Annotated in this window: 30 protein-coding genes, 1 pseudogene and 2 riboswitches; of the genes and pseudogenes, 7 read left to right on the top strand and 24 right to left on the bottom strand. The window is 46.9% G+C overall.

Annotated elements, in window-relative coordinates; all coding sequences use genetic code 11:
- Nucleotides 1-103 precede the first annotated feature (103 nt).
- Both NOM72_RS16165 and NOM72_RS02360 read left to right on the top strand, forming a co-directional pair.
- Nucleotides 104-289 carry a ribbon-helix-helix domain-containing protein gene (locus NOM72_RS16165; RefSeq protein ID WP_370688647.1) on the top strand — a complete coding sequence of 62 codons (186 nt, stop codon included), beginning with the start codon at nt 104-106 and terminating at the stop codon, nt 287-289.
- A 102-nt stretch (nt 290-391) separates the two neighbouring features.
- Complete coding sequence (locus NOM72_RS02360; RefSeq protein WP_255997659.1) at nt 392-583, top strand: YegP family protein; 192 nt, start codon at nt 392-394, stop codon at nt 581-583.
- A gap of 978 nt (nt 584-1,561) precedes the next feature.
- On the opposite strand, the gene NOM72_RS02355 is transcribed toward NOM72_RS02360, so the two are convergent.
- From NOM72_RS02355 to NOM72_RS02345, 3 genes are all read right to left on the bottom strand, one after another.
- Complete coding sequence (locus tag NOM72_RS02355; RefSeq protein WP_255997658.1) at nt 1,562-2,569, bottom strand: hypothetical protein; 1,008 nt, start codon at nt 2,567-2,569, stop codon at nt 1,562-1,564.
- A 177-nt stretch (nt 2,570-2,746) separates the two neighbouring features.
- Entirely contained in the window at nt 2,747-3,838 is a 1,092-nt protein-coding gene (locus tag NOM72_RS02350) for a tyrosine-type recombinase/integrase (RefSeq protein WP_255997657.1), read from the bottom strand.
- Nucleotides 3,839-3,984: 146 nt separating this feature from the next.
- A complete protein-coding gene (locus NOM72_RS02345; protein WP_029342414.1) occupies nt 3,985-4,335 on the bottom strand; it encodes a HesB/IscA family protein in 351 nt (116 codons plus the stop codon).
- A 111-nt stretch (nt 4,336-4,446) separates the two neighbouring features.
- A riboswitch (FMN riboswitch) is annotated at nt 4,447-4,588 on the top strand.
- A 155-nt stretch (nt 4,589-4,743) separates the two neighbouring features.
- Between NOM72_RS02345 and NOM72_RS02340 the strand changes: the two genes are divergently transcribed.
- On the top strand, nt 4,744-5,310 hold the full coding sequence (locus tag NOM72_RS02340; RefSeq protein ID WP_255997656.1) for an ECF transporter S component: 567 nt from the start codon (nt 4,744-4,746) through the stop codon (nt 5,308-5,310).
- Between the two features lie 76 nt (nt 5,311-5,386).
- Here NOM72_RS02340 and NOM72_RS02335 read toward each other — a convergent pair whose 3' ends face one another.
- Entirely contained in the window at nt 5,387-5,620 is a 234-nt protein-coding gene (locus NOM72_RS02335) for a YuzB family protein (RefSeq protein WP_023469141.1), read from the bottom strand.
- A 92-nt stretch (nt 5,621-5,712) separates the two neighbouring features.
- Between NOM72_RS02335 and NOM72_RS02330 the strand changes: the two genes are divergently transcribed.
- On the top strand, nt 5,713-6,765 hold the full coding sequence (locus NOM72_RS02330; protein WP_055968842.1) for an NAD(P)/FAD-dependent oxidoreductase: 1,053 nt from the start codon (nt 5,713-5,715) through the stop codon (nt 6,763-6,765).
- A 39-nt stretch (nt 6,766-6,804) separates the two neighbouring features.
- Here NOM72_RS02330 and NOM72_RS02325 read toward each other — a convergent pair whose 3' ends face one another.
- On the bottom strand, nt 6,805-7,101 hold the full coding sequence (locus NOM72_RS02325) for a DUF1462 family protein (protein ID WP_255997655.1): 297 nt from the start codon (nt 7,099-7,101) through the stop codon (nt 6,805-6,807).
- A gap of 109 nt (nt 7,102-7,210) precedes the next feature.
- Here NOM72_RS02325 and NOM72_RS02320 point away from each other — a divergent pair, with 109 nt between their 5' ends.
- Nucleotides 7,211-7,438, top strand: coding sequence for a NifU family protein (locus tag NOM72_RS02320; protein ID WP_012371190.1), 228 nt, complete (start codon nt 7,211-7,213; stop codon nt 7,436-7,438).
- 42 nt (nt 7,439-7,480) lie between these two features.
- Here the strand turns inward: NOM72_RS02320 and NOM72_RS02315 are convergent, their stop codons facing one another.
- Together NOM72_RS02315 and NOM72_RS02310 are read right to left on the bottom strand one after the other, a co-directional pair.
- A complete protein-coding gene (locus NOM72_RS02315; protein ID WP_023469144.1) occupies nt 7,481-8,245 on the bottom strand; it encodes a TIGR01457 family HAD-type hydrolase in 765 nt (254 codons plus the stop codon).
- Nucleotides 8,246-8,251: 6 nt separating this feature from the next.
- Nucleotides 8,252-8,695 (bottom strand): DUF86 domain-containing protein, encoded by a 444-nt coding sequence (locus tag NOM72_RS02310; protein ID WP_023469145.1) that lies wholly within the window; start codon nt 8,693-8,695, stop codon nt 8,252-8,254.
- A 151-nt stretch (nt 8,696-8,846) separates the two neighbouring features.
- Here NOM72_RS02310 and glpX point away from each other — a divergent pair, with 151 nt between their 5' ends.
- Together glpX and NOM72_RS02300 are read left to right on the top strand one after the other, a co-directional pair.
- Nucleotides 8,847-9,827, top strand: coding sequence for a class II fructose-bisphosphatase (glpX, locus tag NOM72_RS02305; RefSeq protein ID WP_174316518.1), 981 nt, complete (start codon nt 8,847-8,849; stop codon nt 9,825-9,827).
- A 35-nt stretch (nt 9,828-9,862) separates the two neighbouring features.
- The gene (locus NOM72_RS02300; protein WP_023469147.1) at nt 9,863-10,138 is read left to right on the top strand and encodes a DUF3055 domain-containing protein; all 276 of its coding nucleotides are present in this window, start codon (nt 9,863-9,865) and stop codon (nt 10,136-10,138) included.
- Between the two features lie 33 nt (nt 10,139-10,171).
- On the opposite strand, the gene NOM72_RS02295 is transcribed toward NOM72_RS02300, so the two are convergent.
- The 17 genes and pseudogenes from NOM72_RS02295 to NOM72_RS02215 all read right to left on the bottom strand — a co-directional run bounded on the left by NOM72_RS02295 (nt 10,172) and on the right by NOM72_RS02215 (nt 25,826).
- Nucleotides 10,172-10,618, bottom strand: a complete 447-nt coding sequence (locus NOM72_RS02295; protein ID WP_023469148.1) for a general stress protein — start codon at nt 10,616-10,618, stop codon at nt 10,172-10,174.
- 85 nt (nt 10,619-10,703) lie between these two features.
- A complete protein-coding gene (locus NOM72_RS02290; RefSeq protein WP_023469149.1) occupies nt 10,704-11,081 on the bottom strand; it encodes a YutD family protein in 378 nt (125 codons plus the stop codon).
- A 94-nt stretch (nt 11,082-11,175) separates the two neighbouring features.
- A complete protein-coding gene (lipA, locus tag NOM72_RS02285; protein ID WP_023469150.1) occupies nt 11,176-12,075 on the bottom strand; it encodes a lipoyl synthase in 900 nt (299 codons plus the stop codon).
- Nucleotides 12,076-12,137: 62 nt separating this feature from the next.
- Nucleotides 12,138-13,439, bottom strand: a complete 1,302-nt coding sequence (locus NOM72_RS02280; RefSeq protein ID WP_035396386.1) for a bifunctional metallophosphatase/5'-nucleotidase — start codon at nt 13,437-13,439, stop codon at nt 12,138-12,140.
- 21 nt (nt 13,440-13,460) lie between these two features.
- Nucleotides 13,461-14,303 carry a DUF72 domain-containing protein gene (locus tag NOM72_RS02275; protein WP_023469152.1) on the bottom strand — a complete coding sequence of 281 codons (843 nt, stop codon included), beginning with the start codon at nt 14,301-14,303 and terminating at the stop codon, nt 13,461-13,463.
- 77 nt (nt 14,304-14,380) lie between these two features.
- On the bottom strand, nt 14,381-14,935 hold the full coding sequence (locus NOM72_RS02270; RefSeq protein WP_023469153.1) for a dihydrofolate reductase family protein: 555 nt from the start codon (nt 14,933-14,935) through the stop codon (nt 14,381-14,383).
- A gap of 84 nt (nt 14,936-15,019) precedes the next feature.
- Nucleotides 15,020-15,148: pseudogene (locus NOM72_RS02265) on the bottom strand (hypothetical protein); the annotation flags it as partial.
- A 52-nt stretch (nt 15,149-15,200) separates the two neighbouring features.
- Nucleotides 15,201-16,346: a PD-(D/E)XK nuclease family protein gene (locus NOM72_RS02260; protein WP_255997652.1), complete on the bottom strand. Its 1,146-nt coding sequence runs from the start codon at nt 16,344-16,346 to the stop codon at nt 15,201-15,203.
- A 301-nt stretch (nt 16,347-16,647) separates the two neighbouring features.
- On the bottom strand, nt 16,648-18,045 hold the full coding sequence (gene sufB / locus NOM72_RS02255) for a Fe-S cluster assembly protein SufB (protein WP_023469154.1): 1,398 nt from the start codon (nt 18,043-18,045) through the stop codon (nt 16,648-16,650).
- A 36-nt stretch (nt 18,046-18,081) separates the two neighbouring features.
- A complete protein-coding gene (gene sufU, locus NOM72_RS02250; protein ID WP_255997651.1) occupies nt 18,082-18,516 on the bottom strand; it encodes a Fe-S cluster assembly sulfur transfer protein SufU in 435 nt (144 codons plus the stop codon).
- Nucleotides 18,506-19,729 (bottom strand): cysteine desulfurase, encoded by a 1,224-nt coding sequence (locus NOM72_RS02245; RefSeq protein ID WP_255997649.1) that lies wholly within the window; start codon nt 19,727-19,729, stop codon nt 18,506-18,508. Before NOM72_RS02245 ends, sufU begins: the two co-directional genes overlap by 11 nt.
- 1 nt (nt 19,730) lies before the next feature.
- Complete coding sequence (gene sufD, locus NOM72_RS02240; protein ID WP_023469157.1) at nt 19,731-21,008, bottom strand: Fe-S cluster assembly protein SufD; 1,278 nt, start codon at nt 21,006-21,008, stop codon at nt 19,731-19,733.
- A gap of 18 nt (nt 21,009-21,026) precedes the next feature.
- Nucleotides 21,027-21,812: a Fe-S cluster assembly ATPase SufC gene (sufC, locus tag NOM72_RS02235; RefSeq protein ID WP_023469158.1), complete on the bottom strand. Its 786-nt coding sequence runs from the start codon at nt 21,810-21,812 to the stop codon at nt 21,027-21,029.
- Nucleotides 21,813-21,945: 133 nt separating this feature from the next.
- Complete coding sequence (locus NOM72_RS02230) at nt 21,946-23,196, bottom strand: MDR family MFS transporter (RefSeq protein ID WP_214771212.1); 1,251 nt, start codon at nt 23,194-23,196, stop codon at nt 21,946-21,948.
- Nucleotides 23,197-23,275: 79 nt separating this feature from the next.
- Nucleotides 23,276-24,109, bottom strand: coding sequence for a MetQ/NlpA family ABC transporter substrate-binding protein (locus NOM72_RS02225; protein ID WP_023469160.1), 834 nt, complete (start codon nt 24,107-24,109; stop codon nt 23,276-23,278).
- Nucleotides 24,110-24,141: 32 nt separating this feature from the next.
- Entirely contained in the window at nt 24,142-24,807 is a 666-nt protein-coding gene (locus NOM72_RS02220; protein ID WP_023469161.1) for a methionine ABC transporter permease, read from the bottom strand.
- Nucleotides 24,804-25,826, bottom strand: coding sequence for a methionine ABC transporter ATP-binding protein (locus tag NOM72_RS02215; RefSeq protein ID WP_023469162.1), 1,023 nt, complete (start codon nt 25,824-25,826; stop codon nt 24,804-24,806). Before NOM72_RS02215 ends, NOM72_RS02220 begins: the two co-directional genes overlap by 4 nt.
- Before the next feature lie 78 nt (nt 25,827-25,904).
- Nucleotides 25,905-26,009: riboswitch (SAM riboswitch) on the bottom strand.
- Nucleotides 26,010-26,039: the final 30 nt, after the last annotated feature.

Here is a 26,039-nt window from a genome sequence, read left to right as displayed (position 1 = left end):
TCACATAATCTAGTATCTTTTTCCATTAGAGGTCAATATTTGTACGCACACGTGCTCATTATTGTGGAGTGGTGTTAGGATATTTATAAAGGAAGGTGATTTTATGGAGGAGAACAGGATAAGAAAACGCATTAACTTTACTCTCGCTGAAAACACGTTAGCCAAACTTGATGAAATGGCTGAAGATTTAGGATCCTCAAGGAGTAAGCTTATCGATATTGCCATCGACAATCTTCATGCGAGATTCGAAGCATCGCTTCAACTAAAACAGAATAACCCTGATAAATAGTCCTGCTGGTGTGGGACTTTTTTGATTATCTCTTTTACCATAATATTGAATTAAATTAACTTCATTTGGATTATAATAAATATAAAGAGAGGGGGTGTTAATATGAAATTCGAAATCCGTAAGTCTAAAAATGATCAAGTGTACTTTAATGTAGTTGCTGCAAACGGTGAGCCCGTTGCAACTAGCGAAACATATAAAAGCTACGATAGTTGTTTACATGCCGTACGCTTGATTATCGCTGATGCTTCTAAAGCTGAAATTAAAGACCTGCGTTATGTATCACATTTTTCTTAACAACTTGGACCTGTTTGCGCAGGTCCTTTCTAATACACAAAAGGAGACGAAACCATGAAACTTAAAATTATCAATAATCCCGACGGCAGCCTTTGTTTTCTATTGCTTGACCATGACGATAGATTGATCGCGACCAGCGTTAACTACGAGACATACGAAGATTGCCTAATTGACGCGACAATTACGAGATCGGGAACGGTTTTTGCAGATATTGAATATCTTCCGCCGGCTAACGGTCCTATCTATCTCGAGTTCAGACGTTAATTTTGGTGCGCGGGTTTATATGCCGTTGGGAAGGAACGAAAATAGCCGGTGCCCTTGGGGGTCGCGCAATCCTCGCAGCACTCCGCAATTGATCGATGAATAAATAACGTATTAACAACGCTACAGAACCATGTTGTGTGTCGTTACTGTTATCGCAAGGAACGTTGGTGTTACGCCAATCATGCGTGGTCACTCGATCGTATCCGTATGCATGCGTTATGCATAGCGTTGAAACACCGCATAGTTGCGTCGATTGGCGCCTGTATCGAGCACCTTTTATGCAACAAATATACAGCGGATTAGTCTCCTCAAAAATAAATAGTGGACGTCTATCTGAAGCCGTGTGCGGACGTAGAGTGTAATAGAGTGTAGCGACATTATCGCGTCCCTTCATATAGTTACATCGCAACATTGCGCTACTTACACTCTATCGTTACCCTCGCCACTCCTTGCTACTACACCTAATAACCGAATCAAAAATAAATAATGCTCGTCCAGTCAAAGGTACGTGCCCGTAAAAAGTATAGAAAAGTCCACCTGTTTTTTCTGCTTCCTACTATATTACTCCTGCGCAAAACGCCCGTTATACTGTATCCTCGAAATTAAGTATAGCCTCGCATCCTACGCCCGATGCGGATTTAACCGGAATGAAACGGACATCTCGATTTCCATATCCTTCTATAATACGTGTACAGTGGAGCGTAATGTCCGCACTCACCCGACTTCACCGATATAACACTCATCGATAATACTGCGAACCATTACCAATCCTTCGCCTGATGCGCACTCCTGCGCCACATAGCGCCCATACACGATTGCTGCGTATCCGGACAACCCTTCGCCTTCTGCTTTTTCCATCGCTAACTCAGCGGCCATCTGCGCCATTTCATCGCATACTAACGAAGTGACGACGCTTAAAAAGTACCCGGTGATGCTGCGAAGGTTCTTCTTCTTCGCGACATAGGCAGTACGGATGGCTGCAGATTCAATCTGACGAATATATGCGAGCAAATCAAAATTGCGGACGAGTAACGGGAACTGACGTGATAAAACGGATCTGACGTGATTTACGATACCTTTCGTTAGCAACTCGAGTCTCTGTTCAACCGGAATCGCTAACGGCTGTATTGCCCTCGCCAGTTCTGTTCCCACGTTAAAGGCGCTCAATATTTCATTCGGAGTAGCGTCGAATGTTTTAGAGCTTGAAGAAAAAGAACTTAAAAGAGAAGAGATTAATGGCGAATCATTTTGTTGCGCTACTTGTGGATCATTTTCGATAGTTCCTTGCGAATCATTCGCCGGTTGCGTATCTTCGAATTGCGGCACTCCGTTATCTATTTCGTTAGTAGCCGCTGTTTCTTCGATTGGTAAGGGCAGTATACGGACTATATTCGAAGTCTGACGGTTATCAGAGCGTCGTTTAGCGTTATGTACCTCGATCATGCCAAGTGTGCGGAGCTTCTTAAAAGCGCGGAATATCGTTGCACGACCGCATCCGACGATAGTCGCGAGTTTGTTCGCAGATAAATAAGTCACGCCGATGTAGCGCAGAGCAAATTGATTTAACCGGTAGTACACCTCACGCTCTAATTTCGTTAGTTGATCGCCGTTTAGCGTGACTTGCGCCCAGTACGTTGCATTGAGGTCGTCTACGCTATCATGCGTCGTCATTGAGGCTAGTGTTTCGGTGTTAAGTATGTGAGTGATATTTTTAAGTGACATTAGTATAGGCTCCCTTTTCGGAGCATCCATGCAAAATAACGCATCACTATATTATTGTGTGGCGTTACTAGCTTGCTTTTCGAGTGAATATTTCTTACACTAGAACTAGAGATTGGTGTTCATGTGTCGTCTGCCCCGGCCAGGGCTTACGTATTTCGCATGGACGCTTTTTTGTGTTCAGAATCTACTTCCTTTGGATAATTTTCGGAATTTGCGAATAGCAGATGCTCTCTCATGGACGTTTTGTACGTCGTTATCTGTCATCTGTACATAACGTCTCGTCATAGTGACGCTAGAGTGCCCGAGTAAGCGCATCAGCGTATAAGCATCGCCACCGTTCAGCACATAGTTCCTAGCTGCAGTGTGTCGCCACGTATGAGCAGACGTGCGTATTCGCTTTTCAACCCCAGTCACTTCTCCGTAAAACTTCAACCTCTTATTCATGTTGTTAGGGTGCATCGGTACACCATTAGTCGACATGAAAAAATGCTCTGCTTCAGGGAAATGAAAAGTTGCTTCGGCTTGTAATTCCTCTAATAAATCCAATACTTCTTTAGAAATAGGTACAACACGTCCCTTACGATTCTTCGCCTTGTCACCGTTAATATAGAGACTTCTTGTTTTATAATTGACGTCTGAAAATCGAAGACCTGTAGCCTCGTTATTCCGTACTCCTGTATCTAACAGCAAAAATTGAAATACATAGTCTCGAAAACCTACGAAAGTGCGCTGATCGCACGCATCAAGTAACGCAGTCACTTCGTCATCTGTAAAGGACTGAATTACATCGTCATCTGTTCGCTGGCGCCGTATGTTCGCCGTAGGATTCTTCTCAACCATCTTTTCTTCTTCGAAGTAGTTGAACATCGCTCTTAAGTTGCGGATTGCTCCATTAACAGAGTTGGCAGACAGCCCTTTACCGAAATCTTTCTTTCCTAACGAAGGGTGATCGCCGTAACGTGGCGCTTCTTCCGTTAAATAAAGAACGAACTCTCGGACATGTGTATTTTCAACATCCGATACAAACATCACTTCGGGATACTTTTCGCGAAGCCAGCCGTCAAACTTTCGCCAAGTCAGCGAGTATGCTTCGACAGTTGCCGGTCTTAAATTCCGAGCTTTTCTAGACTCAAAAAATTCGCTGACTGCCCGATCTAGCGCAACATTCAAATCAGCCTTAATTATGGCGTCTTGCTTTCGCCCCTTACCGATTGGCGCACGCAATGTTCTGCGCACGCCTCCACCATTCATAGTTCTTCTTTTAGTCATAAAAAATAGCGCCTCCCATCGTTTTACCGATAGAAGACGCATTAGCGCGGTGCTCACGTAGTAATAATCAATCTTGTCCTTCGACATTATCACCCTTCGCATCCCTGTGCTCATTTGCGTCAGTTAGCGCTCAGTAGGCGAATAACTTAACAACCACCTGGTGTACCGGCATTCGTTGCCGTCCGGAACGATGTCCCGCAACCGCATGTTGCGATGGCATTCGGATTCGTGATCGTGAATCCGCCGCCGAGCATCGACTGCTTATAATCGATTTCCAGTCCTTTGACGACCGGGTAATCTTTTTCGTCCACGATGACGGTCACGCCGTGCTGTTCGAAAACGAGATCCGTTTCTTTCTGTTGGTCGAATCCCATTCCGTACGACAGACCACTACATCCACCACCTTGGACGAGCATCCGAAGATTCCGTTCATCTGCTGGTGCCTGCGCCATCATGTCTTGGACTTGTAGCGCTGCTGCCTCCGTTAAATGGATCATGTCATCACCTTCCTTTTCTTTAGTATACGCAACTTCTGAGCGAATCGAAACCTAGTTGCTTGAAACTATCTTGAATTCGTTGTATAAATGGTATGTACAACAAAATAATCGTTCCATCTTCAGGGCAGGGTGAAATTCCCGACCGGCGGTAAACAACTATTATGAGTTGAAGCCCGCGAGCGAATAGGGCGCTATTTGCTGATTCTGTGTAATTCAGGAGCCGACAGTATAGTCTGGATGGGAGAAGATGGCGGCATGAGTTTGAATTTGATCGATTTTTGCAACAATCGATTAGGTTTATTTAATGCGGACTTCTCCCCTGTTGATTTCATCAATAGGGGTTTCTTTATGGACGCAGTCATGCCAATACTTCATCGAGAGGAACGAGCAAAAGGAGACAATACTCGTATGAAACGCACACAAAAAATGGTCACTCTGTCAATGTTAGGTTCAATCTCATTTGTTCTTATGCTTATCAATTTTCCACTACCGTTCTTACCGAACTATCTGAAGATCGACTTCAGTGATGTTCCTGCTCTCGTCGCAGCGATCATGTTCTCACCGATCGCAGGTGTCATCGTCGAAGCACTGAAGAACGTGTTATACTACATCTTCCGCGGAAGTGGTGTTCCGGTCGGAGAATTCGCGAACTTCGCTGCTGGCGTCGCATTCGTGCTTCCTGTTAGCTGGTTCTACCACAAAAAGAAATCAACACAAGGTCTCGCAACTGGTCTCGTCGCTGGTACGATCACGATGGCACTCGGTCTTGCGATTCTCAACTATATCTTGATCCTTCCAGCGTATGCATGGTTCCTCGGTATGGACTACATGGCGGATCCAGCTGTCAAATGGACAGCGATCACAGCCGGTATCTTACCGTTTAACGTCATCAAGGCGTTGTTCATCTCGGCACTCTTCATTCCGTTGTTCTTGAAATTACGACCATGGATGATGCGCCGTCAACAATCTGCCTGATCCGAAAAGCTGCGCCCGCTGACGGACACGAATCCCCTCGTTCAGACGAACGAGGGGATTTTTTGGCTGTCCGTGCTCACAGCTCATTCTCTTCGATTTTCAGGTAAATCTTTTCGAGTAACTCTTCCGGTGTCTCGCCTACGACGGTCTCACCATCAACGAGACAAAAATGATCAAGCGAACAAATGCCGCAATAGCCAAGGCAACCGTATTCGACGACGTCGACGTTCGGGTCACGTTCGAGTTGCTCCATGACGACCTGTGTACCAGCCGCTAAGTTACTGATACAAAATTCAATAATCGGATTCACTTTTTTTCCTCCTTCAAGCAGGAAACGACCTGCCTCATGTCGTATTATACAAGGTCAGACTGATTTAGGGGAACTAAGGGGGATTTTACGTTATGAAGCAATTAGTCGTACTCGGCGGAGGATATGGTGGAATGCGGATTTGTGAGCGATTCAAGGACGAGGAAGTTGCCGTCACGCTCGTCGACCGTCTACCGTACCACGCACTCAAAACGGAATATTACGCACTCGCAGCAGGTACATTATCAGATCGAGATGTCCGGATTGAATTTCCGGAGGGGAAACATCTTACTTATAAATATGGACATGTCATTAAAATTTCACCAGAGACGAATACGGTCCACCTGCAGGACGGATCAGAATTATTCTATGATGACTTGATCATCGCCCTCGGTTGCGAGGATAAATACCACAACATTCCGGGTGCTCAAGAGTTTACATACAGCATCCAGACACTTGAAGAATCGCGCAAGACACAGCAAGCGATCTGTGGTCTGTCACCGGGGTCCGTCGTCTCGATCGTCGGTGCTGGTCTATCTGGTGTTGAACTTGCCAGTGAACTGCATGAAAGCCGGAAGGATTTAACGATTCGTCTGTTCGACCGCGGTCCATCCGTCTTGTCATTCTTATCCGACAAAGTCTCATCTTACGTCCAGGAATGGTTCGAGGAGCATGACGTGGAAGTCATCAACAATTCGAACGTCACGCTCGTCACAGCGGACGACGTGCGTAATGGCGACGATACGTACCCGTCGGACTTGACGATTTGGACGGCAGGTACGCAACCGGTCAAGGTCGTTCGTGATCTCGGCTTTGCTGCAGATAGCGGTGGTCGGATCAAATTGACGGAACATCACCATGTACCAGAATACGATAACGTCTTCGTCATCGGCGATTGTGCCAGCTTGCCGTATGCACCAAGCGGTCAACTCGCAGAACATCAGGCAGAACAAGTCGTCGATGTCTTGCAAGCGAAATGGCAAGGGAAGAAATTGCCGAAACTGCCAGAAATCAAACTGCGCGGGATGCTCGGATCGCTCGGGAAATCAGATGGTTTCGGGATCGTCATGGGCAAGCAAGCGCTGACGGGAAAAGTCCCACGTCTCTTAAAGTCCGGTGTCTTATGGAAACACAAAAAGATTAAATGAGCAAAAGAGGTATCCGACTCGGGATACCTCTTTTTTCGTTCACCCCGTCTGACTTAACTTTGCATCAATCGCCGCCGTGATCGTCTTCAGCTTGACGTACCCCTCGTCAATCATCTCATCATCAAGCACGATCAATGGATAAAAATAGACATCCTCTTTTAAGGCTTCCGTCCATTGATCCGCTGTCGCTGTCTCGAAATCGACATAGCGTAGCGTCATTTCTTGCTCATATTTCCGCCCGAGGACGGCTTGTAGCCAACTAAACGTCTCTTCCGAGCTGGGTGCCCCGACACAACTCGGACAAGTGACCGTTGTCCCGTAAACCGTGATTTCCATCTTGAAGTCCCCCTTTTCAATTCTCTCCTCTTTAGTATACAAGTTTTCCAGATTGAGAACATTTTTCAACCCTGTTACAATGAAACTATACGAAAGGATGTGTTTACGCATGGAAATGTTTGATCAAGTGAATGAAGTTCTTGAAAAATTGCGTCCGTTCCTTCTTCGTGATGGAGGAGACGTTGAACTCGTAGATGTAGAAGACGGAATCGTAAAACTCCGTTTGATGGGAGCTTGTGGTAGCTGCCCAAGTTCAACGATCACATTGAAGGCCGGTATCGAACGTGCCCTTCTTGAAGAAGTCGCTGGCGTCGTTGAAGTCGAACAAGTCTTCTAATACATGAAATCCCGAACGAATTCTCGTTCGGGATTTTTTGATTCATAGAATCCATTCTGCTAACGTATCGACCATGTATGTCGGTTGACGATCCTGACCTTGAATGAAGACGGGTGTATGGACGCCAGAATTGACGTGCATCGTCCGGATGCCTCCATTGATTCCGAATAGAATATCCGTATGGTAGTTATCCCCGACCATGATGACGTCTTCTTTTGACAGACCAATCATCTCCGTTGCGATATCGACCATGACCGGTTCCGGTTTACCGATGAAGAACGGTTCCTTCTCCGTCGTCACGCGCAGTACGGACGTCAAGGCACCGTTTCCTGGTAAGAATCCACGTTCTGTCGGAATGGCAATGTCTCCGTTCGTCGAGATGAAGCGAGCACCGGCACGAATCGCGAGGGCACCGACAGCGAGTTTTTCATACGTGATCTGACGGTCGAGACCGATGACGACGTAATCTGCCGCTTCTGTTGCGACAACGTCTAACCCTTCCCGTTCAAGCGCATCAATCAGTCCTGTCTCACCGATCGCATAGACGCGCGCTTTCGGTGATAGATCAGCGATATAACGACCGGTCGCCATCGCACTCGTCAAGACGTGTTTCGCATCGGAATGAACACCCATCCCGCGTAATTTCTCCGCCACGGCTTCTGCCGTCATCGACGCATTATTCGTCACGAACAAATACGGAATCCCTTCTGCTTGCAGACGATTGACGAAATCGACCGCTTCTTTTACCGGTTCCGTTCCGTTATACATCGTTCCATCTAAATCAAATAAATAGCCTTTTGCCTTCATCCTGACTCACTCCTCGTTTGGTAAAAATGCAGACACCGGTCCGAGTTCTGTCTCGATATACCGGCGAATCGCTTCCGGGAAACGACGTAGCTCTGCTTCCTCTGTCTCAAGTACCGCCCGAATCTCCGCCATACTCGACTGTGTGAATGACCGGACGATCAACGTACGTAACGCAACGAGCTTCTTCAGACTCGTCGCGAGCGGTCCATCGATGACCTTCTCATCTTCTAAAATGAGGATGATATCTTCATAACTTCCCGGATCCCGCATGATGAATCCATCAATCATACTGTTTCCGATGTCGATGACACTTTCGATGACTAAAAAACCGATCCGTTCCATAGCCAGTGCCGTCGTCACCGGATCCCCCGTAACTTCCTTACTTTGTCGAAGTGCCGTCTCATAACAAACGACCGTCTCTTCGATTTTTTGACGATTGACGAAATACATCTTCATTCCCCCTCACATCCTCCATTTTATCGTTATCCGGCAATCCTGAAAAGCAGAAAGGTCATTTGCATCACATTACTCAATGTGTTATCCTCAATTTAGATTTTTGCTGAAAATAGTATGTCACATTGGTGACGTGGAGGTTATATACATGGAACGGGAACTCGCACTGGAAATCGTACGCGCTACGGAAGCAGCAGCACTAGCTTCTGCTCAATGGATTGGTCGCGGTAAGAAAAATGAAGCGGATGATGCAGCAACGACTGCGATGCGCGAAGTCTTGAACACGGTCAACATGAACGGAACGGTCGTCATCGGTGAAGGCGAACTCGACGAAGCACCGATGCTCTTCATCGGCGAACGTGTCGGAACAGCAAACGGTCCAATCGTTGACATCGCCGTCGACCCGCTCGAAGGTACGAATATCGTCGCCAAAGGTCTCGGTAATGCGATGGTCGTCATCGCCGTCGCCGATCAAGGTGCCCTGCTCCACGCACCGGATATGTATATGGATAAATTAACAGTTGGACCGAACTTAAAAGGGCACGTCTCGCTCGACGATCCACTTGAAGTCATCATTGAAAAAGCAGCTCAATACAACAATAAACGGATTGAGGACGTCACTGTCATCATGCAGGATCGCCCACGTCACGATCACTTCCGTGAAGCCGCGATGCGGATGGGCGCACGGGTTCGTCTATTTGAAGACGGCGACGTCTCGGCTGGAATCGCACCACTCTCTCCTGCGACAGGAATCGATATCTTCATCGGAACAGGTGGTGCTCCTGAAGGTGTCATCACGGCTGCTGCTGTCAAAGCGATGGGCGGTGACATGCAGGCACGTTTACATCCGATGAACGAAGAAGAAACCGCTCGTGTCATCCGGATGGGACTTGAAGATCCGCTTCAACTCTTGATGCTTGATGACCTTATTAAAAGCGACGACTGTATCTTTGCCGCGACCGGCGTCACGACGGGCGAAATGCTCGATGGCGTTAAGTTCTTGACGGATGATATCGTTGAGACGACATCCCTCGTCATGCGTTCAAAGACACGGACGATTCGAAAAGTCATCGCCGAGCATAGCTTATCGCGTAAACCATACTTGCAAAAAGTCCCCCAAACCCTTTAATCTGAAACAGATGTTAGGGAAATGAGGGAAGCTGAATGATGGAAGAACGTGATTTTTTATATGATGATGTCGAACAAACGAAGACACGCTTTGTCAGTTGGATCGGAGAAGCTAGTCGGTTTGATCTCGCCATCACGCACTCGGAACATTTTTACGGTAAGATTCTCGTCTTGAATCTCTTATCGAATCGCTATGCGATCATCGGTGCGGACGATTTTGATGAACCTGGCTACATCGCGACGGCGTTTGACGTCGAAGACGATGCGGCAACGGAACTCGAGATGTATCTACGCGCTTATATCGGTCTATGAAAAAAGCCTTCGTCCGCGGACGAAGGCTTTTTCTTATAAGAGACGATCGTTTCGTTCATTTAATGTGTTCGGTCCGCTGAAGACGTTCGTATTGTCTGACTCGTCATGGGCACGACGCTCCGAATGCTGATCCGCTTCATCACCGACGAGTAATACGAATTGACCGCTTTCGACCGCATGATTCGCACGATCGACGTCTTCCTTCGTCAAGCCACTTCCACGAATAGCATCTCCGTGGGAAGCCGTGTCATCTTTTTTGAAGATGCTCTTGATTTCCTGCCAGAGATTACGATGATCTTCCTGTGACAGACGCGTAGATGTCTGTTGGTTGTTCAAATCCGCTAGTTCCTCGATTTGTTCGAGATCGTATTTGTCGTGTGCTAAGACTTTTAAATCAGTCGAGACGACACCGGCAACACGGAGATCGTGCACGGCACTAACAACTTCTGGTACGGATGAGTAAATTCCAACGATTCGCATGGATGGTTCCCCCTATAGGTACATGATACTTATAGTAATAGCCGAATTCCGTCCACTAGAAACGCTTTTCTGTATGACAGTTTGATTACTCGCTTTCCGTCTTCTCTGGTGCAGGTGCGAACTTCCGTTTCAACTTCAACGTATTGGATGAAGAACCGTCGAAGCGAGGTGGTGCTTCTTCTCCTTCTACCAATCCGATCTTCTTGACGATAAAGTAGGCACATCCGAAGTTACAGTATTCGTAGAGATAATCCGCCACATGCGAAATTTTCGTATCGAATGTCGCTTTCTCGTGTTGATCCTCATAGAAGCCACGTAGCCGTAATTGACCGTGCCCCCAGTCCCCCACGATATAATCATATTTCTCTAGGACATCGCTAAAACGACCGATGAAGGCTTCCTCATTAAAACCTTCCCGCTTCTCTTCGACGACCTCATAACGTTCCCGATTGACTTGTATCATTATTCCCACCTCCTGCTGTTCTTATCATAGCATATTCCATTTCGCCTGGCAGACGAAAAACCGTCCGAGCAACTGCTCGAACGGTTTTTGATCGTTAGTCGATCGGAAGTGCTGTTTTATTCTTTTTCGCTGCGTTGACTTGCTCATCCGCGTGATACGACGAACGAACGAGTGGACCTGCCTCACAGTGCGAGAATCCTTTGCTGAGCGCGATCTGCTTCAGTTCAGCGAACTCTTGTGGTGTATAGTATTTGATGACGTCGAGGTGTTTTTTCGTCGGTTGGAGATACTGACCGATTGTCATGATGTCGACGTTATTTGCGCGAAGATCATCCATCGTTTCAAGAATCTCTTCCCATGTCTCACCAAGACCAAGCATCAAGCTCGACTTCGTTGGAATTTCAGGTGCGAGTTCCTTCGAACGGCGAAGGAATTCAAGCGTCCGGTCGTATGTCGCTTTCGCACGAACGGTCGGTGTCAGACGGCGGACCGTCTCGATGTTGTGGTTCATGATGTCTGGTTGTGCATCAATCAGCGTTTTCAATGCCTCAAAGTTCCCACCCATATCTGAAGGCAAGACTTCGATTGATGTCTCTGGATTCATCCGACGAACTTCACGGACGGTTTCAGCGTAAACACCTGCTCCGAAATCATTCAGATCGTCACGGGCAACCGCTGTGATGACCGCGTGCTTCAGGTTCATCAAACGAACGGATTCCGCGACACGTTTTGGTTCTTCAAGATCGAGTTCGTTTGGGCGTCCTGTCGTCACGGCGCAAAAACGGCACGCACGTGTGCAGATACTTCCGAGAATCATGAACGTCGCCGTCCGGCGTACCGCCCAACACTCGTGGATATTCGGACACTTTGCTTCCTCACAGACAGTATGTAGCTTTTTCTCGCGCATCATACTTTTTAATTCTGTGTAGGTTTCATTCGTATTCAGCTTGATTTTCAACCATTCCGGTTTACGTTGGATTTCTCCGCGTCCCATGGTTTCGCTTCCCCCTTCATCCCCAAAAAGTCAATTCATGTCTGCTTTAGTATAACAAACAATCAGGGTTTGCGAACATGTAATTCATTATATTCCGACTTCTCCGATAAGCGTTCGAACAACAAATCCCGTAACAATTCCGGCATGAAATATTCTTTTGGCATTTCTTTGATCGCTGGAAAGAGTGGACCGAACGTGAACATATCCGGCAAGACGACCGTATAGTTTCGCGTTGGCTCAAGCGGTTGATGTGCCGCCAAACCAGCATAATGCATCCGCCCCATCAACTTACCACGGAAACCGAGACCTCGAACCTTTAGTTGTTCGAACTGATCTGTTTTGACTTCGTCGAGGAAAGTTTGTAATTCCACTCCGGTCATCGTCACTTTACAAGGATTGATCGGGTGCGGACAGAGTCGATGTAAATCAAAGGCAGAGACAGGACCTGGTGGAAGTGACCCAAGCAGAATACCTGCCGGGACACAAGCGATATCCGCATCACACCAATCACGCATCGTCTCGACAAGCAATTGTGAGAACGGCGACTCGCTGAACCAATCATTGGCTAGACCCGATGTCTCGCCAATCGGCTCCTTCATCTGTTGTTCCGCCAGATACTGTTCGCGGTCGAGTAATTTCGCCGTCGCTTCGTCCTCGACGTAATCGTGTAAGGAATGAAGGACCGCTTCCTTCTCTCCGGTATCCGTATTCATATAAATTTCACCCGCATACTGCCCATGTTTACCGGCTTGGGTGATTAAGACACCGTTCTTAACGACACCGTCATCAAGGACATGGTGCGTATGCGCACCGATGATCAAATCCAGTTCTGGAAAACGCATCGCGAGTTCTTCGTCTTGATAGAAACCGAGGTGACTCAAACAAATCAAGACGTCGACTTCTTGACGCAAATGTTCGATTTCACGCGCCGCGACGTCAAACGGTTCTTCGATCGTCCAACCAAGTAAACCGTACAGTTCGATATACGGTGCCGTCAGACCAAAGACGCCGACTTTTCCGGTCGGTAATTCGTGAATGACTCCTTGCTTGGCAAACGGTGCTTCTAAATTCGAGACGAGGACCGGAAAGTCCGCTTCCGTGTAGAGGTTCGCTAACCAGTCGTGCGGAAACGTGATGCCTTCATTATTCCCGATCGTCACGGCAGTCGGCATCAACGCATTCAGTAGATGCGTATTGATTTTTCCTTTTGTTGCTTCCGTCGCTGGATCAACACGGTCAGCATGATCGCCGAGATCAAAAACGAGCGAATCATACGTCCGGTGTTCCTTGACGAAGGACATGTAGCGAGGCCACATGTCGAAGTGTGAATGCAGATCATTATAGTGAATGATGTGTAACTTCATGCAGAAGCCCCCCTTGATGATTTAAAACAATGAGATTTGTCGCGGCGCGAGTTCATAGTCGAGATCGAGAATCTCGATTAATCGTTTCGCATTCGGGGCAGCATCTCCTGCTGAGTTGTTATTGAAGAAGACATAGACATCCTTTGCTTCCGCTGCCACGTTTCGGACGTGGTTTGCGAGTTCCTGTAACTCGTCTTCTGAGTAGCGGTAGAGACAGCGGACTTTTCGCCAATCGTCGCTGCTTTGACCCGGTTTCTTTAACCAACCCGCTTTATTTCGTCCATGGAGGCGGATGAATGCCGTCTCCTGCGTCACGACCGGTACGAATGGTACGGAACCATCTTCGGTCTGGGGTTCGTCACAAATCGTATGAATAAACTGATGTTCCTTCAAAAATCGGAGCGTCCGCTCACGATAAGCTTCCGAATACCACGATGGATTTCGGAACTCAATCGCGACCGGCAGTCCAGCAAGTGATTTTCGGATCGTTTGCAAATACTCCAAGTGCATTTTGCTGACATCGAACCAGGGCGGTAACTGCACGAGGATCGCTGCAATCTTTCCACTCTTTCGCATCGGTTCGATCGACGCGATATATTGTTCAAAAATCGGACCGAGCGGATCTTTATTCTCCCGGTCATGTCCACTCATCGCCCGGTGGACCTTGACGATGAAGCGGAACCCGTCCGGTGTCTCGGATGTCCATTTTTCGTAGTTTCGTTCCGGTTGAATCGCATAGAACGTCGAGTCGACCTCGACTGCTGGAAAATGTCCCGCATAAGCGGCGAGCTTCTCCTTACGATCTTGCGGGGTCAAGTAGAGACTATCATGATCTCCCCAGCCCGTAACACCGATATATATCATGCGCTCCTCCCCCTTACGTGTTCTATTCTACCTATTCATCATAGCATAGCAGAATCCGGGATTTCTTCTTCAATGCTTCAATTTAAACGTTCATATTCAAGTATGATACATCCCGATTCGAAGTATTGTGTTTTGATCATCTTTAAGTGTTGCGGTTGATCGAACACCGGAAACATCCGTTTTCCACCGCCGAGCAGAACAGGATAAATCACGATATGATAACGGTCGACGAGTCCAAGTCGTATCGCTTCAGCAGCAAGCGTCGCCCCACCGATCGCAATCTGTTTTCCAGGCAAGGCTTTTAGTGCTTGAAGTTCCTCGGTAAGTGACTTGGTCGCTAGACGTGTCTTTCCTTCGACAGCGTCGAGCGTCCGCGAGAAGACGACCTTCTCAAGCGATTGCCAGGTTTTCGCATACTCAACGACAATCGGCTCGTCTTCCTGATCCGCTGTCTCCCAGTATTGCATCATCTCGTACAAACGACGTCCATAGACATGGGTATCGAACGCTTTCTCGTAGTCATTGAAATACTGATGTAATTCTGCGTCCGGTGAAGCGAAATCGATCCTACCTGACGCATCTTCGATATAACCGTCAAGCGAGACTTGAAAGGAATAGACGATGTCACGCATAGTAATCCCTCCTTTTTCACTCTTTACCCGAATAACCATTTCATGAAAAAACTCCCTCATCCATAGATGAGAGAGTAAGACGAATTATCCGATTGAACCTTCCATCTCGAACTTGATGAGACGGTTCATTTCGACCGCATATTCCATTGGAAGTTCTTTCGTGAACGGCTCGATGAAGCCCATGACGGTCAGTTCGGTCGCTTCATCTTGCGTAAAAAATCATAACAAAAAATTGATTTTTTACTTCCAATATATATCAAAATATTTATTTAGCTATTTCCACTTGTATTTCCAGTAATTTAGCCAATTTAGCGATATCTTTAATTCCTTGCTCTCGACTTTTATGCGCCTCCATATAATATTCTTTATACTTTACAGGAGTTGTAAAGTCTTTCTTACTAGGATGAACGCTGTCTTTAGAAATCAAATAACGTTTGCTACTTGTCTCATATGGAAGAATCGAATCAATATCATATTTATGTTCAACAAAATATTCTAAACTAGAAACATATAATTCAGGAATGCTATTTCCTTCAATTTTATTATTATTAAATAATAATGTCATTTTTGACTGTTTAGATATAGTTGGTATAAGTGAGATATCAGTAGTATCCGATAAAGCTGACTGAATCGCTTCGAATGCACCTCTATGCTTATCATACAGTTCTAACGCTAATTCTTTTTCCTCTTCTGTCACAGCCAATTTCCTCCCATTATACGGAATTTTTAACACATCGATATATTGCTCAAGTAAATTAATTACTTGAGGATTTAATTCAGGATGCTTAATAACTGGAGTCAAAACTTTATCATGTAATAATTGATAATTTACTCCATACCAATTTGGACTCCCAGTTACTTCTTCTATCGATATAGACATCGCATCACTAGGTGCTAAAATAACTGGTATTAATTGGTGTTCGGGATATTTTCTTGACAAGTAGTTCATATATTTCATACATTGTTCTGGTCTTACCTTATCATGGACTTTTTGTTCTACGAAAATTATTATTTTTTCTCCTCTTTCTTCATCTTCAACTTTAATAAATATATCTAGTTTACCTACACCAGAACAATGATATTCTTTTTTATCCTCTTGATTTGGATATACAATTGCATCATTAAAATCTATAATTGAAGCCATTCTGGCGACATTTTCCAAATCGCAACCTTCCCCAAAAATTGTTGGGTCAGACAATGCAATTAGAAATCTCTTTAATGGATAATCACCTAAGTTATGACTACTATTAGGATCTAATAGCCATCCCATAAACATTGAATGCCATGTTTCTGTATGCGTTCGACCTACTATATCAAAAATATTGGGTCTATTTGCATTATTTTCTATCTTAATAAAATTAATATCTGATACTAAATGTAATAATTTTTGAGTTAATGACTGATTTGACATTAAATCCTCCTAATTGTTTATTTGAATTAAAAATGAACGCTTTCATTTATTGTATACTAATGCGTTATTTTATTACATAAAAATACTAATATATTGACTTTATTTGTAATTTTAAAATAGATGATAATTAATTATATACATAATAATCCGTTTTATTACTTTTTACCTGGAGACAAATCGTAATATTAAGTGCAATATCTTACTAAAAACACAAAAAAACCCTGAATGGGATTTTAATTAAATGTCCACAATTCAGGGGTCGTTCAATTCAATTAAACATTATACAAGGTCTTTTTCTAAATTATCCGATTGAACCTTCCATCTCGAACTTGATGAGACGGTTCATTTCGACCGCATATTCCATTGGAAGTTCTTTCGTGAACGGCTCGATGAAGCCCATGACGATCATTTCCGTTGCTTCCTCTTGTGAAATCCCGCGGCTCATGAGGTAGAACAATTGCTCTTCCGAGACCTTCGAGACTTTCGCTTCGTGCTCGAGCGAAATGTTATCATTGAGGATTTCGTTGTACGGAATCGTATCCGACGTCGATTGGTTATCCATGATGAGCGTATCACATTCGATGTTCGAACGTGCGCCTGTCGCTTTCCGTCCGAAGTGGACGATACCGCGGTACGTGACTTTACCACCGTGTTTTGAGATCGACTTCGAGACGATCGTCGACGATGTGTTCGGTGCTAAGTGAATCATTTTCGCACCCGCATCTTGGTGTTGACCTTTACCAGCGATTGCGATTGACAATGTCATACCACGTGAACCTTCACCTTTGAGGATGACGGCTGGGTATTTCATCGTCAGTTTCGAACCGATGTTACCATCGACCCATTCCATCGTTGCGCCAGCTTCACAGATCGCGCGCTTCGTAACGAGGTTGTAGACGTTGTTCGCCCAGTTTTGGATCGTCGTGTAACGGCAGTAAGCGTTTTTGTTGATGAAGATCTCAACGACCGCTGAGTGAAGCGAGTTCGTTGTGTAGACCGGTGCTGTACATCCTTCGACGTAGTGAACCGATGCTTCGTCATCAACGATGATCAACGTCCGCTCGAATTGACCCATGTTTTCCGAGTTGATGCGGAAGTAGGCTTGAAGCGGCGTGTCGACTTTAACACCTTTTGGTACGTAGATGAACGATCCACCTGACCAGACCGCTGTGTTCAAAGCTGCGAACTTGTTGTCTGTTGGCGGGATTAATTTTCCGAAGTACTCACGGAAGATATCTTCGTTCTCTTTTAACGCTGTATCTGTATCTTTGAAGACGACACCGATTTCTTCGAGGTCTTCTTTCATGTTGTGGTAGACGACCTCTGACTCGTACTGAGCCGAGACACCTGCCAAGTATTTTTGCTCTGCTTCTGGGATACCGAGTTTGTCAAACGTACGTTTGATTTCTTCTGGTACTTCATCCCACGATTTCTCTGCCCGTTCAGACGGCTTGACGTAGTACGTGATGTCGTCGAAGTTCAATTCTGAGAGATCGCCACCCCACGCTGGCATCGCTTGTTCGTTGAAGATCTTAAGTGATTTCAAACGGAAATCAAGCATCCATTGTGGTTCTTCCTTCATTTTTGAGATCGTTTCGACGACTTCAGTCGTCAAGCCACGTCCAGAACGGAAGATCGAGATATCGCGATCGTGGAAACCATATTTATAATCGCCAATTTCCGGCATGTTCTTTGCCATGTTCATTTCCTCCTCTTACTTGCTTGTGACCGAAGTTTACTTCCCTTCTTCTACGCCGCGTTCGAGCGCCTTCCAGGCAAGTGTCGCACATTTGATCCGTGCCGGGAATTTCGTGACACCCGAGAGTGCCTCGACGTCCCCGAGGTCGAACGATTCGTCGTCATAGTCTTTTCCTTGGACCATGTCCGAAAAGATATCCGCGAGTCGTAAGGCTTCTTCGATAGTCTTACCTTTGACGAGTTGCGTCATCATTGAAGCAGACGCCATGCTGATTGAGCAGCCCTCCCCGTCAAATTTTGCATCACTTACGACATCGTCTTCAATCGCGAGCTGGAGACGAATCGTATCGCCGCACGTCGGATTGTTCATGTCGATCGTGACGCCCCCCTCGATCGCACCGCGATTTCGGGGAGTTTTATAGTGATCCATGATCACTTGACGATACAAGTGATCGAGATTGTTAAAATCCATGACTGAAATACTCCTTCGTTTGGCGAAGTCCTGTCACGAGTGCGTCAACCTCTTCTTTCGTGTTGTAGAGATAGAAGCTAGCGCGAGCTGTCGAGCTCGCTCCGAGCCAACGCATCAGGGGCTGTGCACAGTGATGACCGGCGCGAACCGCGATTCCCTGCATATCAAGGACGGTTGCGACGTCATGTGCATGGACATCACCGAGATTGAACGTGACGAGTCCAACGCGTTCTTCCGGACCGTAGATCGTTAGTCCGTCGATGTCACGCATTTGTGCCATCGCGTACTGCGCGAGTTCACGTTCGTGTGCTTCGACGTTCTCTAAACCAATCTCTTCTAAGAAATCAATCGCTGCCGATAAACCAACAGCGCCGGCGATAATCGGTGTACCCGCTTCGAAACGATATGGAGACGGTTTGAACGTCGACTCTTCAAGACCAACGTAATCAATCATCTCGCCACCGAACTCAACGGGTTCCATCGCATTGAGTAACGCCTTTTTCCCGTAAAGGACACCAACACCTGTCGGACCACACATCTTGTGTGCAGAGAAGGCGAGGAAGTCACAGTCGAGATCCGTGACATTAATCCGTTGATGCGGTGCACTTTGCGCGGCATCAACGATCATGACGGCACCTCGAGCGTGAGCAAGACGCGCGACTTCTTTGATCGGATTGATCGTACCGAGAACGTTCGAGACATGTGCCATCGCGACGATCTTCGTCCGGTCGGACAGTTGTGCTTCGACCGCTTCGACCGTCACGCGACCATCAGCTGTCAAATCGACGTATTTCAACTTCGCTTTTTTGCGTTTAGCGACTTGTTGCCACGGAATGAGATTCGCATGGTGTTCGAGGTATGTGACGACGATCTCGTCGCCTTCTTCGACATGCTCCATACCGTAGCTTGACGCGACGATGTTGATCGCCGTCGTCGTGCCGCGGGTAAAGATAATTTCTTCATGGTGTTGCGCCTGGATGAAACGACGAACGTTCTCACGCGCACCTTCGTACGCATCCGTCGCTCGTGTTCCGAGCGTATGGACGCCACGGTGCACATTCGAATGAATCGTCTTATAGTAGTCGTCAATCGCGTTGATGACGACGAGCGGCTTCTGCGAAGAGGCCGCACTATCGAGATAGACGAGTTTCCGGTCGTTGACCTGTTGGTCGAGGATCGGAAACTGATTGCGGATGGATGCATCGATTCCCATATTAGTTTACTTTCCCTTCGATGACTTGAACGAGACGTTCTTTCACCGAGTCAATCGCAAGTTCCGAGACGACTGGCTGGAGGAATCCGTGAACGACGAGGCGTTCTGCTTCCTTCCGTGAAAGGCCACGGCTCATCAAGTAGTAGAGTTGTAGTTCATCGACACGACCGACAGATGCCGCGTGTCCTGCCATGACGTCATCCTCATCGATCAAGAGGATTGGGTTCGCATCACCACGTGCCTTTTCAGACAACATGAGGACACGTTCCGTTTGAACGCCGTTTGATTTCGAAGCGCCGTGATGGATCATCGACGTTCCGTTGAAGATAGATGTTGCTGCGTCTTTTTGGACACCGTGGATCAAGATGAAACCTTCTGATCCTTTACCGAAGTGGTCCGTCCGGACGTTGAAGTTTTGTTTTTGCTCTCCACGACCGACCGTAACGGCTTTCGTATCTGAGAACGAATCGTTTCCGACGAGGTGTGTTTTTGTTTCTGTGACCGTGTGACCGTCATTCATGTGACCGAGTGCCCATTCAAGCTTCGCACCTTGTTTGACGACACCACGACGGTTCATATACGTGATGGCACCTTTCGATAGCGTATCGACACCACCGAAGAGAACTTTTGCGTTGTCTTCAACGAAGACTTCTGTGACGACGTTGACGTTATGTGCTTCGTCACCGTAAGAGACGAAGTTTTCAATATACGTCAATTCGCTGTCAGCGTCTGCGACGATGATCGCGTGATGGTAAAGCGCTGCACCTGATTGCTCAAGCGTATAGATCGCTTGCATCGGTACAGAAAGCTTAACGCCTTTTGGTACATAAAGGAACGTACCGCCGTTACGAAGTGCTGCGTTTAATGCCGCAAGACGATCTTCGTTAACTTGAACACCTTCCGTCATGAAGTATTTCTCGACGAGTTCTGGGTGTTGTTTTAATGCGTCTTCGAGCGTCGTGAAGATGACGCCGTTCGCCGCTTCACTGTTTTGCGCGTGGACGAGTTGTCCGTTACGCGTGACGAGCATGTGATCACGGTTTTCGCCGATCAATGCTTCGATATCTGAAGAAAGACCAGTGACGGTTTCGAGTTCCGTCGTACCTTCTGTGAAGTTCCAGCCTTCAATCTTGATTTTTTCTACTTTTGGCAATGCGAGCGTTGGGGCAAGATCAAGCGCGTCTTGACGCTTTGCGACCATCCAAGATGGTTCCCCTAAGCGAGTCGCACGTTCTGCCACTGCCTCGCGATTTACTGCAAGATTCAGTTCTACAGTCATCATGCTTCCTCCCTCGTCTTACGCTTTTGTTTCGATTTCGACGTCTTCGATGCCGAGTTCTTTTTTAACCCAGTCATAACCTTCTGCTTCGAGACGGTGTGCGAGTTCTTTACCACCAGACATGACGATTTTTCCGCCCATCATGATGTGGATGAAGTCTGGCTCGATATAGTTCAAGAGACGTTGGTAGTGCGTGATGATCAAGCAGCCGAATTCAGGTGAACGCATTTCGTTGACACCTTTTGCGACGACTTTCAATGCATCGATATCAAGACCTGAATCGATTTCATCAAGAATCGCGATCGCTGGTTTAAGCATCATCATCTGAAGAATTTCGTTACGTTTCTTTTCTCCACCTGAGAAACCTTCGTTGAGGTAACGGTGTGCCATTTCTGAAGGCATCTCGAGAAGACCCATTTGTGAATCAAGCTCACGGATGAACTTCATGAGTGAGATTTCATCGCCTTCTTCACGACGCGAGTTGATCGCTGAACGAAGGAAGTCTGAGTTCGTGACACCACTGATTTCGCTTGGGTACTGCATTGCGAGGAACATACCCGCTTGTGCGCGCTCATCGACTTCCATGTCGAGGACGTCTTCGCCGTCGAGTGTGACTGAACCAGATGTCACTTCGTACGATGGGTGACCCATCAATGCTGATGCGAGTGTTGATTTACCTGTCCCGTTTGGTCCCATGACCGCGTGGATTTCCCCGCCTTTGATTTCCAAGTTGACGCCTTTCAAGATTTCCTTGCCGTCGATCGCGACGTGTAGATCTTCAATCTTCAAGTGTGAAGCCTTCATGTTAGAATCCCTCCATCTATTCATTTCGTGACTGACGATTCAGAACACGAGCGTTACTAATTTAGTATCATTCTAATCTTAAAGAAACATCGCGTATTATTCAAGCGTCATCGCTCGTTGATTTTTCTCAAAATCATGCGTTTTGTTGAGAATCATTCGAAAGTTTCACCGGTTCCTCGAGTTCCTCGATCGTCGAAGCCCGATGAATCCGTTGTGACAGTAAGAGCAGTGGTATTCCGAATAATGTCAAGCCCGCTAATATCCCGAAAATCGGTAACGGACGGTCCGCTCCATATAAACTTAACAAATGTCCTCCGGCGATCGGACCGATTGATTGTCCGATCGACGTCAAGCCCATCGCCCCGAAATAACTGCCCCGTAATTCTGGTTTGGCGAACCGATCGGTCAAGATGTCGGTCATCGTGAACATCATGACTTCTCCGCACGTGAAGATGAACATCGCGACGATCATCAACCAGATCGCGTTCGCATTTCCCATGATGAACAATCCGATCGCAACAGTCGCAATCCCGGTCGTGATCGAGACAAGCGGTGACGTCTTGACACCAAACTTCATGATCGGATACTGCACAATCAAGACGGTGATCGCATTGATCGTGATCAAAATCGCATAGAGTGTCTTCCCGCCTTCAAGCAGTGACGTTTCCGTCAAGAACTGTGGCAAGGTCGAGTTGAACTGACTGTAGCCGAAAACCCCGAAGATGATGCCAGCGAGTGCCAGCGTAAAAGCGATATCCGTCCGCAACAGACGAACCGTTGCTCCGAATGACACCTTTTTCCCACCATGCGTCTCGGTGATTGGATGACGTTTGAATAAGATACCAATCATCACCCCGTACACGATATAGACGAACGCCGTGATGTAAAACGTCGCGGACGTGTTTCCCGCACTCAGCAGTAAAGCGATTCCCGGTCCGATCGCTGCTGCGATGTTGATCATCGCGTAACGGATATTGAAGACGAACAATCGGTTCGCTTCGTCCGTCGTATCACTGATCAAGGCACGGGCGGATGGTTCAAAAATCGAGCGACAGACACCGTTCAAGGCACTAAGCGTAAAGAACGCCCAGAACGTCTCGACTTGTGCTAGCGCAATGAAGACGACCGCGAACCCAATCGTTCCGGCAAGCATCATCGCCCGACGTCCATAACGGTCCGACAAGGTACCGCCGATGAAACTCATGACGAGACTGGCGATCGCCGAAATACTGAGCACCCAGCCAACATCGACCGGATCAAACTTTAGAACAGTCGTCATGTAGATGGCGAAGAACGGCATCGTGATGAACGTTCCGAGACGCGAGAAAAACGTCCCGAACAAGACCCCGAGTGTCAACGGATGCAGTTGACGTATGCGTTGCATATGATTCCCCCTAACCCCTGTTTCAGACAAATGAAAAGCATCCTTCCATTATATAGGAAGGATGCCGGCTTCGGTGAACTTATTTGCTGACTGGAACGACAGCACCTTTGTACTTGTCGAGGATCCAATCTTGGTTTTTCTTTTCGTGCAGAACGTCAAGAAGTGCTGTGACACGCTTGTCTTTCTCATCGCCATCACGTGTAACGATGATGTTGACGTATGGTGAAGACTCATCTTCTGATGCAATTGCATCTTTCAATGGGTTCAGACCGTTATCGATCGCATAGTTCGTGTTGATGAGGACGGCGTCGCCTTCATTGTTTTTGTAAGCTTGCGGAAGAAGTGATGCTTCGATGTTCGTCTTGAACTTAAGTTTCTTCGGGTTCTCCGCGATATCACCGAGTTGTGCATCTGTCGTTTTACCGTCTTTGAGTTTGATCAATCCTTCGTTTTGAAGGAACGTCAAGACACGACCGCGTTCCGCGACGTTTGAGCTCGTTAAGATCGTTGCACCGTTTGGTAACTTATCGAGTGACTTGTATTTCTTCGAGTAGATACCGAGTGGTTCAACGTGGACGCCACCTGCGTTCGCGAACTTATATGATTTGTTTTCTTTCTCTTGTTGCTCAAGATACGGTACGTGCTGGAAGTAGTTCGCATCGATTTCTTTTGAAGCGAGCGCTTTGTTCGGAAGTACGTAATCTTGGAACTTCTTGATTTCAAGCTTGTAACCTTTTGCTTCGTATTCTTTTTTGACGTGCTCAAGAATCTCAGCGTGCGGTACGTTCGAAGCACCAACGACGAGTGTTTTGTCGTCGCTACCTGATCCTGATGATTTTTCGCCACATGCAGCAAGGCTAATAGCTAAGACGGATACAGCAGCAGTACCTACGAATTTTTTCCAAGTTTTCATGAATGATTCCTCCAATATGATTAAGTTTCGAATTAACGTTTATCGATTGCGCGGATCAGCAAGTCACCAATGATTTGGATGACGAAGACGATCGCTAAGATTAAGAGTGTTGCAATGACGATGACATCGTTTTGAGAACGCTGGAATCCTTCGATGAAGGCCATGTCCCCAAGTCCACCTCCGCCGACTACTCCGGCCATTGCCGTATAACCGACAAGTGAAACGAGCGTAACCGTGATTCCCGAAACGATGGCAGGCAATGCTTCCGGGATTAAGACTTTATAGATGATCTGGAACTTCGTCGCGCCCATCGATTCGGCTGCCTCGATGACACCTTTATCGACTTCGCGTAACGCGAGTTCAACCATCCGACCGTAAAATGGTGCAGCACCGAAAATCAGTGCCGGTAATGCTGCCGTTGGTCCGAGGAACGAACCGACGATTGCTGTCGTAAATGGAATCAATAAGATCAGTAAGATGATGAACGGAATCGAACGGAAGACGTTGACGACCAAGCTCAACACTGAATAGAACGCCCGATTCTTGAACAATAACTCTTCGTTTGTCGCATACAATAGTAAACCAATGATCAAACCGAGGACGAATGTCGAGACACCAGCGATTGCCGTCATATAGACGGTACTGCCTGTAGCTTCCCACACCATGTCCCAATCTAGATTGTCAAAGAATGAAATCATCGGTGATCCACCTCCACTTCAACATCACTGGCTTGAAGCTTCGTGATGACCGCTTGTGTTGCTTCTGTTTCCCCGATCAACTGAATGAACAGTGTACCGAGTGCCCCTTCCTGTGATTGACCGACGTTTCCGCCGATGATATTGAACAGGACCGGCGAATCCTTCATGACTTCCGCGAGGATCGGGCTTTCTGCTGTCGATCCGACAAACGTCAACTGAACGATTTTTCCGGTTGGGTACCGTTCGCGTAGTTTCGCGAACGTTAACTCGTTCTCCGACGGCGACGTCAATTGTTTGACGAATTCCTTCGTCATCGCTTGCTTCGGATGACGGAAGACTTCTGCGACCGGTCCTTGCTCGACGATTTTACCGGCTTCCATGACGGCGACCCGGTGACAGATTTTTTGAATGACGTGCATCTCGTGTGTGATCAAGACGATCGTCAGTTTCAGTTTTTCATTGATGTCGACGAGTAACTCAAGGATTGAGTCCGTCGTCTTCGGATCGAGTGCACTTGTTGCCTCGTCACATAAGAGAACGTCTGGGTTCGATGCCAGTGCCCGAGCGATACCGACACGTTGTTTTTGACCACCGGATAATTGTGACGGATAAGCTTTTTCGCGTCCGTCCAAACCAACGAGTTGGATCAGTTCCGCGACCCGTTCCTTGCGGTGTGCTTTCGGGAAGCCACCGAGCTCGAGTGGGAACATGATGTTCTCTTCAACCGTCCGTGACCATAGTAAGTTGAAGTGTTGGAAGACCATCGAGACATTCTTGCGGACGCCTCGTAATTCCTTAGGTTTTAGTGATGTCATTTCAACACCATCGATTTGGATCGAACCACTCGTTGGTGCTTCGAGCATATTCAGTAATCGGATCAGGGTGGATTTCCCTGCTCCGGAATAACCGATTATTCCAAAAATTTCACCGCGCTCGATTGTCAGATCGACATTCGCAACGGCTTCGACCGCTCCGCGCTTTGAGCGATAAATCTTTCCTACGTCTTGTAAACGAATCACAACTGTCCCTCCTAAAATAAAAAAAGTGCGCGCGTTTTAGAGCAAACGCGCGCACTTTTCAGTACACAAAACCATTTGCTCTCATCTCCCAGACTTTTGTCTGCTGGAATTAGCACCACTTCGGATTAGATCCGCGGTTGCCGGGTTTCATCGGGCCAGTCCCTCCACCACTCTCGATAAGAGTTTCGGTATTAAGTTTGTAGAATATATTCT

This window comes from Exiguobacterium sp. LL15 (assembly GCF_024436095.1).
Classification (GTDB): Bacteria; Bacillota; Bacilli; order Exiguobacteriales; family Exiguobacteriaceae; genus Exiguobacterium_A; species Exiguobacterium_A indicum.
Note: the sequence above shows the minus strand (reverse complement) of the source record. Positions and strands in the feature narration are given on the sequence as shown.

Bases quoted from the DNA above. Each gene is read 5' to 3' on its own strand.
- NOM72_RS16165 (WP_370688647.1), top strand. From the start codon at position 104: ATGGAGGAGAACAGGATAAGAAAACGCATTAACTTTACTCTCGCTGAA.
- NOM72_RS02360 (WP_255997659.1), top strand. From the start codon at position 392: ATGAAATTCGAAATCCGTAAGTCTAAAAATGATCAAGTGTACTTTAAT.
- NOM72_RS02355 (WP_255997658.1), bottom strand. From the start codon at position 2,569: ATGTCACTTAAAAATATCACTCACATACTTAACACCGAAACACTAGCC.
- NOM72_RS02350 (WP_255997657.1), bottom strand. From the start codon at position 3,838: ATGACTAAAAGAAGAACTATGAATGGTGGAGGCGTGCGCAGAACATTG.
- NOM72_RS02345 (WP_029342414.1), bottom strand. From the start codon at position 4,335: ATGATCCATTTAACGGAGGCAGCAGCGCTACAAGTCCAAGACATGATG.
- NOM72_RS02340 (WP_255997656.1), top strand. From the start codon at position 4,744: ATGAAACGCACACAAAAAATGGTCACTCTGTCAATGTTAGGTTCAATC.
- NOM72_RS02330 (WP_055968842.1), top strand. From the start codon at position 5,713: ATGAAGCAATTAGTCGTACTCGGCGGAGGATATGGTGGAATGCGGATT.
- NOM72_RS02325 (WP_255997655.1), bottom strand. From the start codon at position 7,101: ATGGAAATCACGGTTTACGGGACAACGGTCACTTGTCCGAGTTGTGTC.
- NOM72_RS02320 (WP_012371190.1), top strand. From the start codon at position 7,211: ATGGAAATGTTTGATCAAGTGAATGAAGTTCTTGAAAAATTGCGTCCG.
- NOM72_RS02315 (WP_023469144.1), bottom strand. From the start codon at position 8,245: ATGAAGGCAAAAGGCTATTTATTTGATTTAGATGGAACGATGTATAAC.
- NOM72_RS02310 (WP_023469145.1), bottom strand. From the start codon at position 8,695: ATGTATTTCGTCAATCGTCAAAAAATCGAAGAGACGGTCGTTTGTTAT.
- glpX (WP_174316518.1), top strand. From the start codon at position 8,847: ATGGAACGGGAACTCGCACTGGAAATCGTACGCGCTACGGAAGCAGCA.
- NOM72_RS02300 (WP_023469147.1), top strand. From the start codon at position 9,863: ATGATGGAAGAACGTGATTTTTTATATGATGATGTCGAACAAACGAAG.
- NOM72_RS02295 (WP_023469148.1), bottom strand. From the start codon at position 10,618: ATGCGAATCGTTGGAATTTACTCATCCGTACCAGAAGTTGTTAGTGCC.
- NOM72_RS02290 (WP_023469149.1), bottom strand. From the start codon at position 11,081: ATGATACAAGTCAATCGGGAACGTTATGAGGTCGTCGAAGAGAAGCGG.
- lipA (WP_023469150.1), bottom strand. From the start codon at position 12,075: ATGGGACGCGGAGAAATCCAACGTAAACCGGAATGGTTGAAAATCAAG.
- NOM72_RS02280 (WP_035396386.1), bottom strand. From the start codon at position 13,439: ATGAAGTTACACATCATTCACTATAATGATCTGCATTCACACTTCGAC.
- NOM72_RS02275 (WP_023469152.1), bottom strand. From the start codon at position 14,303: ATGATATATATCGGTGTTACGGGCTGGGGAGATCATGATAGTCTCTAC.
- NOM72_RS02270 (WP_023469153.1), bottom strand. From the start codon at position 14,935: ATGCGTGACATCGTCTATTCCTTTCAAGTCTCGCTTGACGGTTATATC.
- NOM72_RS02260 (WP_255997652.1), bottom strand. From the start codon at position 16,346: ATGTCAAATCAGTCATTAACTCAAAAATTATTACATTTAGTATCAGAT.
- sufB (WP_023469154.1), bottom strand. From the start codon at position 18,045: ATGGCAAAGAACATGCCGGAAATTGGCGATTATAAATATGGTTTCCAC.
- sufU (WP_255997651.1), bottom strand. From the start codon at position 18,516: ATGGATTTTAACAATCTCGATCACTTGTATCGTCAAGTGATCATGGAT.
- NOM72_RS02245 (WP_255997649.1), bottom strand. From the start codon at position 19,729: ATGGGAATCGATGCATCCATCCGCAATCAGTTTCCGATCCTCGACCAA.
- sufD (WP_023469157.1), bottom strand. From the start codon at position 21,008: ATGACTGTAGAACTGAATCTTGCAGTAAATCGCGAGGCAGTGGCAGAA.
- sufC (WP_023469158.1), bottom strand. From the start codon at position 21,812: ATGAAGGCTTCACACTTGAAGATTGAAGATCTACACGTCGCGATCGAC.
- NOM72_RS02230 (WP_214771212.1), bottom strand. From the start codon at position 23,196: ATGCAACGCATACGTCAACTGCATCCGTTGACACTCGGGGTCTTGTTC.
- NOM72_RS02225 (WP_023469160.1), bottom strand. From the start codon at position 24,109: ATGAAAACTTGGAAAAAATTCGTAGGTACTGCTGCTGTATCCGTCTTA.
- NOM72_RS02220 (WP_023469161.1), bottom strand. From the start codon at position 24,807: ATGATTTCATTCTTTGACAATCTAGATTGGGACATGGTGTGGGAAGCT.